The 11,648-nt window shown below is 76.4% G+C and carries 13 protein-coding genes and 1 rRNA gene; 10 read left to right on the forward strand and 4 right to left on the reverse strand.

Features of this window, described 5'->3' with window-relative positions:
- Positions 1-9 precede the first annotated feature (9 nt).
- Positions 10-126 (forward strand): 5S ribosomal RNA (gene rrf / locus E4P43_RS19205).
- 19 nt (positions 127-145) lie between these two features.
- On the opposite strand, the gene E4P43_RS19210 is transcribed toward rrf, so the two are convergent.
- A complete protein-coding gene (locus E4P43_RS19210) occupies positions 146-1,162 on the reverse strand; it encodes a hypothetical protein (RefSeq protein WP_135147120.1) in 1,017 nt (338 codons plus the stop codon).
- A gap of 156 nt (positions 1,163-1,318) precedes the next feature.
- Here E4P43_RS19210 and E4P43_RS19215 point away from each other — a divergent pair, with 156 nt between their 5' ends.
- Both E4P43_RS19215 and E4P43_RS19220 read left to right on the forward strand, forming a co-directional pair.
- Positions 1,319-2,206 carry a tetratricopeptide repeat protein gene (locus E4P43_RS19215; RefSeq protein ID WP_135147121.1) on the forward strand — a complete coding sequence of 296 codons (888 nt, stop codon included), beginning with the start codon at positions 1,319-1,321 and terminating at the stop codon, positions 2,204-2,206.
- A gap of 99 nt (positions 2,207-2,305) precedes the next feature.
- Positions 2,306-2,665 (forward strand): single-stranded DNA-binding protein, encoded by a 360-nt coding sequence (locus E4P43_RS19220; protein WP_135147122.1) that lies wholly within the window; start codon positions 2,306-2,308, stop codon positions 2,663-2,665.
- An 8-nt stretch (positions 2,666-2,673) separates the two neighbouring features.
- Here the strand turns inward: E4P43_RS19220 and E4P43_RS19225 are convergent, their stop codons facing one another.
- Positions 2,674-3,987 (reverse strand): DUF1015 domain-containing protein, encoded by a 1,314-nt coding sequence (locus tag E4P43_RS19225; RefSeq protein ID WP_135147123.1) that lies wholly within the window; start codon positions 3,985-3,987, stop codon positions 2,674-2,676.
- Positions 3,988-4,121: 134 nt separating this feature from the next.
- On the opposite strand from E4P43_RS19225, the gene E4P43_RS19230 reads away from it, so the two are divergent.
- Complete coding sequence (locus E4P43_RS19230; RefSeq protein WP_135147124.1) at positions 4,122-4,514, forward strand: tetratricopeptide repeat protein; 393 nt, start codon at positions 4,122-4,124, stop codon at positions 4,512-4,514.
- Positions 4,511-5,605, forward strand: coding sequence for an HAD-IIA family hydrolase (locus E4P43_RS19235; protein ID WP_135147125.1), 1,095 nt, complete (start codon positions 4,511-4,513; stop codon positions 5,603-5,605). The genes E4P43_RS19230 and E4P43_RS19235 overlap by 4 nt, the downstream gene beginning before the upstream one ends.
- A 14-nt stretch (positions 5,606-5,619) precedes the next feature.
- Here E4P43_RS19235 and E4P43_RS19240 read toward each other — a convergent pair whose 3' ends face one another.
- Positions 5,620-5,937: an alkyl sulfatase C-terminal domain-containing protein gene (locus E4P43_RS19240; RefSeq protein WP_245159268.1), complete on the reverse strand. Its 318-nt coding sequence runs from the start codon at positions 5,935-5,937 to the stop codon at positions 5,620-5,622.
- Positions 5,938-6,129: 192 nt separating this feature from the next.
- On the opposite strand from E4P43_RS19240, the gene E4P43_RS19245 reads away from it, so the two are divergent.
- The 5 genes from E4P43_RS19245 to E4P43_RS19265 are packed head-to-tail and all read left to right on the forward strand — an operon-like array spanning position 6,130 to position 10,757.
- Complete coding sequence (locus E4P43_RS19245) at positions 6,130-6,381, forward strand: hypothetical protein (protein ID WP_135147127.1); 252 nt, start codon at positions 6,130-6,132, stop codon at positions 6,379-6,381.
- Positions 6,381-7,178 (forward strand): TlyA family RNA methyltransferase, encoded by a 798-nt coding sequence (locus tag E4P43_RS19250; protein ID WP_135147128.1) that lies wholly within the window; start codon positions 6,381-6,383, stop codon positions 7,176-7,178. The genes E4P43_RS19245 and E4P43_RS19250 overlap by 1 nt, the downstream gene beginning before the upstream one ends.
- A complete protein-coding gene (locus tag E4P43_RS19255) occupies positions 7,175-8,224 on the forward strand; it encodes an NAD kinase (protein WP_245159269.1) in 1,050 nt (349 codons plus the stop codon). Before E4P43_RS19250 ends, E4P43_RS19255 begins: the two co-directional genes overlap by 4 nt.
- Positions 8,199-9,986, forward strand: a complete 1,788-nt coding sequence (recN, locus tag E4P43_RS19260; protein WP_135147129.1) for a DNA repair protein RecN — start codon at positions 8,199-8,201, stop codon at positions 9,984-9,986. The genes E4P43_RS19255 and recN overlap by 26 nt, the downstream gene beginning before the upstream one ends.
- A 60-nt stretch (positions 9,987-10,046) precedes the next feature.
- Positions 10,047-10,757, forward strand: coding sequence for a methylase (locus tag E4P43_RS19265; RefSeq protein WP_135147130.1), 711 nt, complete (start codon positions 10,047-10,049; stop codon positions 10,755-10,757).
- Between the two features lie 22 nt (positions 10,758-10,779).
- Here the strand turns inward: E4P43_RS19265 and E4P43_RS19270 are convergent, their stop codons facing one another.
- Positions 10,780-11,604, reverse strand: a complete 825-nt coding sequence (locus E4P43_RS19270) for a TetR/AcrR family transcriptional regulator (RefSeq protein WP_245159270.1) — start codon at positions 11,602-11,604, stop codon at positions 10,780-10,782.
- Positions 11,605-11,648: the final 44 nt, after the last annotated feature.

Genomic DNA, 11,648 nt, shown 5'->3' on the forward strand with positions numbered 1-11,648 from the left:
TCACAGAGTTACGGCGGCCATGGCGAGAGGGAAACGCCCGGCAACATTCCGAACCCGGAAGCTAAGCCTCTCAGCGCCGATGGTACTGCCCTGGAGACGGGGTGGGAGAGTAGGACGCCGCCGGACATACTTCAACGGATGGGGGTCAGAGCCACGTGCTCTGACCCCCATTCGTCTTTTCCCGTCCGCCGCCCGCCATTCGAGGCGAAGTGCGGCGTCGAACAAAGAGGTACCTGAAATCATGACTGCACCGCGACGCGGTTCCAGCGGCTCCGGTTCCGGACGCGGTCCGCGCGACGGGCGTCAGCCATTCCGCGGCGACCGTCCCCAGAACGGTGCCCGCGGCTCGGCCGGCGGCAATGACCGTGGTGGTCGCCCACAAGGCGACCGTCCGCAGAGCTCGGATCGACCCCGCAGCAATTGGCAGGACCGTCGTCCCCAGGGCGACCGTCCGCAGAGCACGGATCGACCCCGCAGCAATTGGCAGGACCGTCGTCCCCAGGGCGACCGTCCGCAGCGTGGCGAGTGGCAGGACCGTCGTCCCCAGGGTGAGCGTCCGCAGCGTGGCGAGTGGCAGGACCGTCGCCCGCAGGGTGACCGTCCGCAGCGGTCGGACCGCCCCCGCAGCGACTGGCAGGACCGTCGCCCGCAGGGTGAGCGTCCGCAGCGTGGCGAGTGGCAGGACCGTCGCCCGCAGGGTGACCGTCCGCAGCGGTCGGACCGCCCCCGCGGCGACTGGCAGGACCGTCGCCCGCAGGGTGAGCGTCCGCAGCGTGGCGAGTGGCAGGACCGTCGCCCGCAGGGTGACCGTCCCCAGCGGTCGGACCGCCCCCGCGGCGACTGGCAGGACCGTCGCCCGCAGGGTGACCGTCCCCAGCGGTCGGACCGCCCCCGCAGCGACTGGCAGGACCGTCGCCCGCAGGGTGACCGTCCCCAGCGTGGCGAGTGGCAGGACCGTCGTCCCCAGGGTGACCGCCCGCAGCGTGGCGAGTGGCAGGACCGTCGTCCCCAGGGTGACCGCCCGCAGCGTGGCGAGTGGCAGGACCGTCGTCCCCAGGGCGACCGTCCCCAGCGGTCGGACCGCCCCCGCGGCGACTGGCAGGACCGTCGCCCGCAGGGTGACCGTCCCCAGCGTGGCGAGTGGCAGGACCGTCGTCCCCAAGGTGACCGCCCGCAGCGTGGCGAGTGGCAGGACCGTCGTCCCCAGGGCGACCGTCCTCAGCGTTCCGCTCGTCCCGGCGGGGACTGGCGGGACCGGCGGCCCTCCGACGACCGCCGCGGCAGCGGGACGCGCCCCGAGCAGGATCGTCGTCCTCCGGTGCCGGCCGGTCCGGAGATCCCGGAGTGGGCGGACCCGCGTGAGCTCGACGCCGGCATCCGGTCGGCGCTGCGCGGTCTCGACCCGCGGAACGCCGCCAGGGTTGCCGGCCACCTCGTCGTCGCCGGCACGCTGGTGGACGAGGACCCGGAGACGGCGCTGGCCCACGCACGGGCTGCCCGCGACCGCGCCTCTCGGCTGGCCGTGGTCCGAGAGGCCGTGGGCGTCGCTGCCTACCACGCGGAGGACTACGCCGAGGCGGCACGAGAGCTGCGTGCCTACCGCCGCATGAGCGGCGACCAGGGCTACCGGGCCGTGCTCGCCGACTGCGAGCGCGCCCTGGGCCGGCCCGAGGTCGCTCTCCGCCTGGTGGCGGAGGCGCTCGCCGAGGGCACCGACCCGGAGGAGACCGTCGAGCTGCGTCTGGTCGAGGCCGGCGCGCGGCGCGACCTCGGCGAGGACGCCGCGGCCCGCATCGTGCTGGAGACGGCACTCGGTGGCCGCCCGGACCCCGCGCGCCTGGACACGACCGACGAGGGGCAGCTGCGCATCGCAGCGGCCTACGCAGACCTCCTGCGCGCCCAGGGCGACGAAGAGCGGGCGGACCAGTGGCTCGCGGCGGTCGCCGCGGTGGACCCCGAGCTGGCCGGTGAGGACCTGGGCGTCGAGTTCTCCGAGCTGGAGGAGCTCGAGGACGTCGACGCCGAGTCCGAGGTGGCCGGGCCGCAGGACGCCGGGCCCGCGGTGCTCACCGAGCCCGGCTCGGAGGACCGCGCGGGCGACGAGGTCACCGTCACCGGCACCTTGACCTTCGACGAGGAGGTCGAGGCCGAGGTCGCCGAGCTCCTCGGCGAGACCGACCCCGACGAAAGCGGCTCCAAGAGCTGAGCGACGCGGGGACGCCGCGCCCGTCCACACCCGGGCGCGGCGTCCACAGTCGGCGGGACAGGGGTCCGCAGCGGCGCCCCAGCGGTCAGGCTCCCCGACATGACCGTGGCCGTGATCGATCGCAACGACGTGGTGCTCCGCGGGCGGGTGTCCGCCCCGGCGGAGCTCCGCACGCTCCCCAGCGGTGACATCCTCCTGAGCTTCCGGCTCATCGTCCGGCGGCCGGTCCCACGGGTGCGTGGCCAGTCGGTGGACGTGCTCACCTGCATCACCTACGACCGCGCACTCCAGCGGCGCATCGCCGCGTGGCAGCCCGGTGACGTGGTGGAGGTGGAGGGCGCGCTCCAGCGCCGCTTCTGGCGGACCGGGTCCGGCACGGCCTCGGTGTGCGAGGTGAACTGCCGGCGCGGACGGAAGGTCCCGAGGTCGGCTGCCCGGAACGCCGAAGAGACGGCGTGAGCGCGCGCTCAGTCCTCCAGCGGCCGGAACACCAGGCCGGTGCGCGGCTTCGGGACGAACAGGGTGGACTTGCGCGGCATGCGCGCTCCGGCCCGCGCCACTGCGGCGACGTCGGTGGGCGAGGGGGCACGCAGCAGCAGCGCGACTCCGTCGGTCTCCGCGGCCGCCCGCACCGCCTCCTCGAGGCCGTGGGCGATCACCACGGAGTCGGCCGTGTCCGGCCGCGACCACAGGTGGCCGATCAGGCCGTGATGAGCGAGGACGACGTCGAGGTCGCGCCACGCCGGGGGCGCCTCGGCGGGGACCGCATCGCGCACCTCCTGCGACGGGGCGGAGAGCCGGACGAGCCGGTGCCCGTCGGTGAGGAGGAACCCGCGCTCGGCGGGGTCGTCCAGCCACCTCCGGGCAGCGGTCACCACATCTTCGGGGGAGCCGCCGTCGTCCACCGGCACGTCCGCCGTGACGAAACCGCGGGCGGCCGCCGCCAGCGCCGCGCCCAGCGACAGCGCGGGTACGACCCGGTGGATCGGGTCGACCCGCAGACCACCGGGTCCCATCGGGGTGACCAGGGCCAGGACGGCGTCGCTGCCCCCTGCACCGTGCCGGTCGCGGGAGTGCGCGCGTGCCGCCGCGAAACGGTGGTGGCCGTCGGCGATCACGGCATCGGTCCGAGCCAGCGCCTCCTGCACGGCGGAGACGACACCGGGGTCGCCCACCCGCCAGAGGCGGTGGTTCACCCCGTCGGCATCCGTGAGCTCCAGCGTGGGTGCCCCCGCGCGCACCGACGAGGCGAGCTCGGCCACCGTCGGCTCGGGGTCGTGCGCCAGGACGATCGGCTCCAGGTCGGTGGCCGTGGCCGCCAGCAGCGCTCGCCGGCCCTCGACGGCGTCGGGGAAGGTGTCCTCGTGCGGCAGCACGGCGGCCGAGTCCCCGGGCGGCAGCGTCACGGCGCCGAGCCAGCCGCTGGTCGCCGCCGTCCCGTCGGCCGGCGCCAGGTCGTACAGCCACAGGGCCGCATCGCTGTCGCGCACCAGCACCCCGTCGGCCTCCCAGGCGCGCAGGGTCGAGGCGGCCAGCTCCGTGGACGCAACGCCGTCGGCGTCCCGGGCGGCGACCTGCGGCAGGATCAGCCGCACCACGTTGTGCGGGTCCGAGTCGGCCAGCCGGTCGCGGCCGGCCGGGGTCACCAGGTCGTAGGCTGGCGAGCTGACGCCGGCCAGGTAGGCCGGGTCCCGCCGCCGGTAGGTCAGCGCCCGGAACGGCCGGATCTCCAGACCCGGTCGCGACCGGTGCGACGGGGAGCCTGCCGACGAAGGGTGCACGACCAGGATCGTAGGAGCGGTGCGAACGCACGCCCTCGGGCAGGCGGCGCGACGGGATCCGCGCACCGGGCCGGCCGGCCAGCGCGGGGCGACGGAGGGGGACTGCGGTGTCGGAGGCTCAGCCCTCGGAGGACATGGCAGGAACGCCCCCGGGCGGGGACGTCTACGAGTGGTTCCAGCGTGGCCGCCGGCTGCTCGCCGACCGGAACCCCGACGCCGCGGCGACACTGCTCGCCCGTGCGGCGGCCGCCGAGCCTGGGTCGCGCAGCATCCGCGAGGCCCTCGCCCGGGCGCAGTACGACGCCGGCCGCTACCGGGAGGCCATGGACAGCTTCGCCGACCTCATCGCCCTCAACCCCACCGACGACTACGCGCAGTTCGGGCTGGGGCTGGCGGCGAGCCGGGCAGGGGACCTCGCACTCGCCGCCGAGCACCTCGCGCTCGCTGCGGCCATGCGGCCGGACCTCGCGCACTACGGCCGGGCCCTGCGCAGCGTCCGCGCCCGGCTCACCAGCGGGCCGGCATGACGACCGCGAGCGGTGCGGTCCCGCTGGCCGCCGGGACCGACACCGCCCCCAGCCGTCGCTACGACGTGGCCCTGCTGGACCTGGACGGCGTCGTCTACGTCGGCCCCGACGCGGTCCCGGGTGTCCCGGGCGCGCTCGCCTCGGCCCGCCGGGACGGGATGCGGCTGGGGTACGTCACGAACAACGCCTCGCGGACACCCGAGGAGGTCGCGGCACACCTGACCGAGCTCGAGGTGGCCGCGGCACCCGAGGACGTGATCACCAGCTCGCAGGCGGCCGCGACCGTCGTCGCCGAGCTGCTCGGAGCCGGTGCGCGGGTCCTGCCCGTGGGCGGTCCCGGGGTCTCCGCTGCGCTCCGGTCCGCGGGGCTCACCGTCGTCACCTCCGCCGAGGAGGACCCCCAGGCGGTGGTCCAGGGCTACGGGAAGGACGTGGGCTGGGCGCAGCTGGCCGAGGCGGTCGTGGCCGTGCGCAACGGCGCCCGGCACGTCGCCACGAACGCCGACGCCTCGATCCCCTCGCCGCGCGGGCCGCTGCCGGGCAACGGTGCGATGGTGGCCGTGGTCGTGGGCGTGACCGGCACCCCGCCGCTGGTCACCGGAAAGCCGGACCCGGCGATGCACGCCGAGTGCGTCCGCCGGACGGGTGCGCGGCGGCCGCTGGTCGTGGGCGACCGCCTGGACACCGACATCGAGGGGGCGCGGCGGGCCGGAGCGGACAGCCTGCTGGTCCTCACCGGCGTCACCGACCCGGCGCTCCTGCTGGCGGCCGAGCCGCACCGGCGTCCCGACCTGCTGGCGCCGGACGCCGGCGGCCTGCTCGTCCCGCACCCCCCGGTCGAGCTCCGCGACCGGACCTGGCGCTGCGGGGCGTGGAGCGTGCGCGCGGTGGAGGGCGGCGCGCTGGAGCTGTCGGACGAAGGCCGGTCAGCGGGGGAGCGCAGCAGCGGCGGCGACGGGCTCGACGGTCTCCGCGCCCTCTGCGTGGCGAACTGGGCGCAGCACCCCGACGACGGCGCAGCGCCGCAGGTCGTCGGCGCCGACCCGGCGGCCGCGGGCGCCCTCGCGGCCTGGGGCCTGGGCCGCGCCTGACCAGGTGCCGCGGGTCAGAGCAGCTTGCGCAGCCGCAGCAGGTCGCGCAGGCCCGCCTCGAGCTTCACCCGGCCGCTGGCCCAGGCCGAGCCGAACGCCAGGCGGCCGTCGGTCAGCGCCACCAGGTCGTCGCTGGTCATCGTCAGCCGGATGTCCGCCTTGGGCACCTCCGGCCCGTCGGCGACCGCGCGCAGGTCGCGCACCGATCCCGAGCTGAGGCGGCCGAGCACGACCTGGTCGAGGTCGGTGATGCGGCAGGACAGGCTGCGGTCCAGCCCTGCCGCCGCGGGGTTGGCGGCGAGGCCACCGAGGATCCCGGTGAGGGCGGTCATGCACTGGTCCATGGTGGCCACGGAGGCGGGTCTCCCCAGGGTCGACGTCGGCAGCGGTCCGGTCGACGCTATCGCGCCCTGCCGCGGCACCCGTCCCGTCGTGCCGGGCCGGTAACCTCCGCAGAGGACGACGGCCCGCCGGAGACACCCTTCGATCGCGTCCGAGACCGCACCCCACCCGAGAGGCGCACCATGACCGAGCCGAGCGCGCAGCGACCGGTTCCGGGCCCCCCGCGGCCCGGGCCTTCGCCCCTGCGCGCCCCGGCCCCCGGACCCGCGCCCGAGCAGAGCGACGCGGTCCCCGCCCCGGACGGCGGCACGGGCGAGGACACCCGCGCGCGGCTCGGCGGGCTCGACGAGCTGCCCGTGGCCGAGCACGTCGCCGTCTTCGAGGCCGAGCACGAGCGGCTCCAGCGCGAGCTCGGCACGATCGACCCCCTCTGATGGCCCGTCGCAACCGGCTCGACGCCGAACTCGTCCGCCGCGGCCTGGCCCGCTCCCGCGAGCACGCCGTCGCGCTCATCTCCGAGGGCCGGGTCGCCGTGGGTGGCCAGGCCGCCACCAAGCCCGCCACCGGCGTCGAGGCCGGCACCCCCGTCGTCGTGCGCACCGACCCCGACCAGCCCACCTGGGTCTCGCGGGGTGCGCACAAGCTGCTCGGTGCCCTCGACGCGTTCCCGGTGACCGTCGAAGGCAGGCGGGCGCTCGACGCCGGCGCCTCCACCGGCGGGTTCACCGAGGTCCTGCTGCGCGGCGGCGCCGCCCAGGTCGTCGCGGTCGACGTCGGCTACGGCGAGCTGGCCTGGTCTCTGCGCACCGACGAGCGGGTCCAGGTGCTCGAGCGCACCAACGTGCGCACCCTGACCCCCGAGGCGATCGACGGGCAGGTCGGCCTCGTCGTCGCCGACCTGTCCTTCATCTCGCTCCGGCTGGTCCTGCCCGCCCTCACCGCCTGCGCGCGCCCCGACGCCGACCTGCTGCCCATGGTGAAGCCGCAGTTCGAGGTCGGTCGCGAGCGCCTGGGCGCCGGCGGGGTGGTGCGCGACCCAGAGCACCGCGTGCAGGCCGTGCTCGAGGTCGGGCGCGCCGCGGAGGCGCTGGGCTGGGGGACCGCCGGGGTGGTGGCCAGCCCGCTGCCGGGCCCGGCTGGGAACGTGGAGTTCTTCCTCTGGCTGCGGTCCGACGCCGGGCCCATCCAGGAGGACGCCGTCCGTCGAGCAGTCCAGGAGGGACCGCAGTGAGCGACTCGAGCACGGCAGGACAGCGGCAGCAGGAGCGTCGCGTCCTGCTCACCGTGCACACCGGCCGGCGGGACATCGTCGACCTGGCGCGCACCTCCGCCGCGCGGCTGCTGCAGGGCGGGATCGGCGTCCGGGTGCTCGACGACGAGGCGGACGCCCTGGACATCCCGGGCGCCGAGGTGGTGCGCCCCGACGAGGCCGCGGCCAAGGGCGCGGAGATCGTCATGGTCTTCGGCGGCGACGGCACGTTCCTGCGGGCCGCCGAGCTGGCCAGGTACACCGACGCGGCGCTCATGGGCGTGAACCTCGGGCGGGTCGGCTTCCTCGCCGAGACCGAGCCCGAGGCCGTCGAGGAGACCCTGATCGCCATCGAGGAGTGCGAGTACTCGGTGGAGGAGCGGCTCGCGATCCGGGTCGACGTCCTCGACGGCGAGGGCACCGTCGTCGGCGGCACGTGGGCGCTCAACGAGGTCTCGGTGGAGAAGGCGGAGCGCTCCCGGGTGCTCGACGTCGTCATCGCCATCGACGGCCGGCCGCTCACCAGCTTCGGCTGCGACGGGGTGCTCTGCGCGACGCCCACCGGCTCCACTGCCTACGCCTTCTCCGCGGGCGGCCCCGTCGTCTGGCCCGACGTCGAGGCGCTGCTCCTCGTGCCGACCAATGCGCACGCCCTGTTCGCCCGCCCCCTGGTCACCTCCCCGAACTCGGTGCTCACCGTCGCCGTCCCCGCCGACGGGAACACCGCTCGGGTGTCGGCCGACGGTCGCCGCATCGTGGAGGTGCCCGACGGCGGGCGGGTCGACGTCCGGCGCGCGAGCCGGCCCGTGCGGATCGCCCGCGTGCACGCCGCCACGTTCGGCGACCGGCTGGTGGCCAAGTTCGGCCTCCCCGTCCGCGGCTTCCGCGACGCCCGGCACGCCGGCCCGGGCCACGAGCTGTTCACCAGCCGGAACGTCCTGGCCCGCGACGTCGTGACCGCCGACGGCCGGGCCGACGGCGCGAGCGGGGCGGAGGTGAGCGGTGCCGACCCGCACGGCGAAGCCTGACGCCGCCCCCCGGGCGGACGCGGCCAGGCCGGCGCACGGGCGGCTGTCCGAGCTGCGCATCCGCGGGCTCGGCGCCATCGACGACGTCACCCTCGAGCTGGGCCCCGGCCTGACGGTCGTGACCGGTGAGACCGGCGCCGGTAAGACCATGGTCGTCACCGGCCTGACGCTGCTCTTCGGCGGCCGCGCCGACCCCGGCCGGGTCCGGGCCAGCGGCCGGGCCGGCGTGGAGGGCCGGCTGGAGCTGCCGCCGGGCTCGCCGGTGTGGGAGCGGGCGGCGGACGCGGGCGCCGACCCCGACGACGACGGCAGCCTGATCCTCGCGCGCACGGTGAGCGCCGAGGGCCGGTCGCGCGCGTACCTCGGCGGGCGCAGCGTCCCGGTGGGCGTCGTCGCCGAGCTCTCCGAGAGCCTGCTCGCGGTGCACGGCCAGACCGACCAGCTCCGCCTCTCGCGCCCGGCCGAGCAGCGCCGCGCCCTCGACCGCTACGCCGGGCCCGCGCACCTCGCGCTGCTCGACCGCTACCGCGAGGCCCACCAGCGGTGGCGCGCGCTCTCCGCCGACCTGGACCGCCGCCGCGGGCAGGCGCGGGAGCTCGCGCAGGCCGCCGACGTCCTCCGGCACGGGCTGGAGGAGATCGCCGCCGTGGCGCCCGAGCCCGGCGAGGACGAGGCCCTGGACACCCAGGCCAAGCGGCTCAGCGACGCCGACGCCCTGCGGGCCGCCGCCGACGAGGCGCGGCTGGCGCTCGTCGGTGACGTCACCGGTGACCTGGGCGGCGGCGAGGTGCCGCAGGACGCGACCGCGGCGCTGGCCACCGCGGAGCGTGCGCTGGCCGCCTCCGACGACCCGACGCTGGTGATGCTCGCCCAGGACCTCGCCGACGCCGTCGCCGTCGTCTCCGACGTCGCCGGCCAGCTCTCGGGCTACGTCGCCGACCTCGACGCCGACCCCGCGCGGCTGGCCGAGGTGCTCGACCGCCGGGCGGCCCTGACCGCCCTGGTGCGGAAGTACGCCGAGGTGGGGCAGGGCGTCGCGGGCGTGCTCGCCTGGGCCGAGGAGGCGCAGGAGAAGCTCTCGCAGCTCGACGTCTCCGACGAGGCCCTGGACGCGCTGGCGGCCGAGCGGGACGCCGCCCGGGCCGACGTCGACCGGCTCGGCGCCGAGCTCTCCGCCGGCCGTCGGGCGGCGGCCGAGGGCTTCGCCGCGGAGGTGGGCGCGGAGCTGGCGGGGCTGGCCATGAAGAGCGCCCGCGTCTCCTTCGCCATCGACAGCCACCCGGACGACCCCGGCCCCGACGGGGTCGACGACGTCGCCCTGCTGCTCGCCGCCCACCCCGGCGCCCCGGCGCGGCCGGTGCACAAGGGCGCCTCGGGCGGCGAGCTCTCCCGCGTGATGCTGGCCATCGAGGTCGTGTTCGCCGGTGCCGACCCGGTCCCGGTCATGGTCTTCGACGAGGTCGACGCCGGCGTGGGCGGCCAGGCGGCGGGCGAGATCGGCCGACGCCTGGCGCGGCTGGCGCGGGACCACCAGGTCGTCGTCGTCACCCACCTCGCGCAGGTCGCCGCCTTCGCCGACACCCACCTCGTGGTCGACAAGTCCCCGGACACCGGCGCGGGCGTCACGGCCACCGACATCCGGTCGGTCGAGCAGGAGGACCGGGTCCGCGAGCTCGCCCGGATGCTCTCCGGCCTGGCCGACAGCGACACCGGCCAGGCGCACGCCCGCGAGCTGCTGGCCGTCGCGGCGGGCTCGAGGTGATCCCCGCCCCGGTCGGGTGACCCGGGCGTGGCCCGGGGGAGCGCGGGGTAGGGGGTCGACGTGACCTGCTTCTCCTCGGCCGACGAGTCGGCGCACTACGGCTTCTCGGTCTGCATGCTGCTCGACCAGTACCGCGAGCAGCTGCGCTGGGAGGACGGCGGTGTCGACGAGCTCGGCACCGGGGACGCCACGGCCATCGCCGACGTCGTCCGCTCGCTGCCCGGCCTGCACGTGCACAGCTACGACATCAGCGGGCCGTCGGTGGAGAAGGCGCGGGCCAACATCGCCGAGCGCGGGGTGTCCGACCGGTACACCGTCGAGCTGGGCGACTTCTTCGACCACGCCGACTCGGCCGGCGGCGTGCCGGCGCGGACGGTCATCTCCAACCCGCCCTACATCCCGGCGCCCGACCGCGACATCCTCATGCCCGAGCTGTGGGGCGGCGTGCGCGGCAACGACCTGCTGCTGCAGCTGCTCAAGACCGGCTACGACAACGTGATCGCGGCGGTGGCGAGCTACTCCGACCCCGAGGGCACCGTCCGCACGGCGGAGGACCTCGGCTACCGGGTGGTCAACTTCCTGGCGATGGCGCTGGACTTCGGGCCCTACAGCAACGAGCCGAAGGTCCGCGAGCACATCCGCCGGCTGTGCGCCGAGGGCCACGGCTGGGCGGGGGAGGACGGCTACATGGTCGCCGTCGCCCTCTTCACCCGGGACGCCGACCTGCCCGGCGACCGCGGCGACCAGCTGCTGCGGGCGCTCCAGGTCTGACCGGCGGGTGCGGGCCCCCGCCTCAGCGCCGCTTGGCGTACCCGGCCAGCCCGAACTGGAGCAGCGCCAGGCCGCGGCGCCCCTGCCGGCGCAGCTCGGCCGCCAGCTCCGGGCCGCTCACCCCGTCGAGCACCCGGTCGCGGGCCAGCTCCAGCAGCGAGGCGTACAGCCCGAGCACGGCGTGCGCGGCCAGCCACGGCTCGACCTGCCCCGGGCGCGCGCCGGTCTCCTCCGCGATCAGCGCGGCCAGGGAGTCGGTGAGCTCGCCGAGGATCTCCCGCTCCCGAGTCAGCAGCGTGCGGCTGCCGCGGATGACCCGGGCCATCTGCGCCACGCCGTCGGCCGCCTCGGGCGTGCCGAGCAGGCTCACCGCGGCCACCACGAAGCTGCCCGCCGCCGCGGCCACCGACTCGCCGGCCGGCCGCCGGCGGACGGCGTCCAGCAGGGCCGCGCGCATCGGCGGGTCGGCGTCGAAGACCAGCCCTTCCTTGACGGGGAAGTGGTTGAACACCGTCTTCTCGACTACCCCGGCCCGCTGGGCGATCTCCACGACGCTGACCGCGTCGAAGCCGCGCTCGGCGAACAGGTCGGTGGCCGCGTCGACGATGCGGGCCCGCGTCTGCTGCCGGCGCCGCTCGCGGATCCCGGTTCCCCGGGTGCGCCGTGCCCGGCGCGGCCCGGTCGGCTCACCGTCGGTCACGGGAGCCGGGGGAGGGGGAGCGATGGTGGCCGACATCACCTCGTCGGGCAGGTCGCCCGCGACGGCGCCCCGGGCCGGGTCGGCCTCCTGCGCCGGCGGCCCGCCCGGTGCGCTCGTGCCGGGGGCGCCCACCAGCGGGTCGGCCACGCGGGTCGCCGAGGACCAGTCCCCGGCGACCTCCCAGGCGACCA

Origin of the sequence: Blastococcus sp. TF02A-35 (assembly GCF_004571075.1) — a bacterium.
Lineage (GTDB): Bacteria > Actinomycetota > Actinomycetes > Mycobacteriales > Geodermatophilaceae > Blastococcus.

What these genes read in the sequence shown, in the direction of transcription:
- E4P43_RS19220 (WP_135147122.1), top strand. Translation starts at nt 2,306, where the DNA reads ATGACCGTGGCCGTGATCGATCGCAACGACGTGGTGCTCCGCGGGCGG.
- E4P43_RS19235 (WP_135147125.1), top strand. Translation starts at nt 4,511, where the DNA reads ATGACGACCGCGAGCGGTGCGGTCCCGCTGGCCGCCGGGACCGACACC.
- E4P43_RS19245 (WP_135147127.1), top strand. Translation starts at nt 6,130, where the DNA reads ATGACCGAGCCGAGCGCGCAGCGACCGGTTCCGGGCCCCCCGCGGCCC.
- E4P43_RS19240 (WP_245159268.1), bottom strand. Translation starts at nt 5,937, where the DNA reads ATGACCGCCCTCACCGGGATCCTCGGTGGCCTCGCCGCCAACCCCGCG.
- E4P43_RS19230 (WP_135147124.1), top strand. Translation starts at nt 4,122, where the DNA reads ATGGCAGGAACGCCCCCGGGCGGGGACGTCTACGAGTGGTTCCAGCGT.
- E4P43_RS19250 (WP_135147128.1), top strand. Translation starts at nt 6,381, where the DNA reads ATGGCCCGTCGCAACCGGCTCGACGCCGAACTCGTCCGCCGCGGCCTG.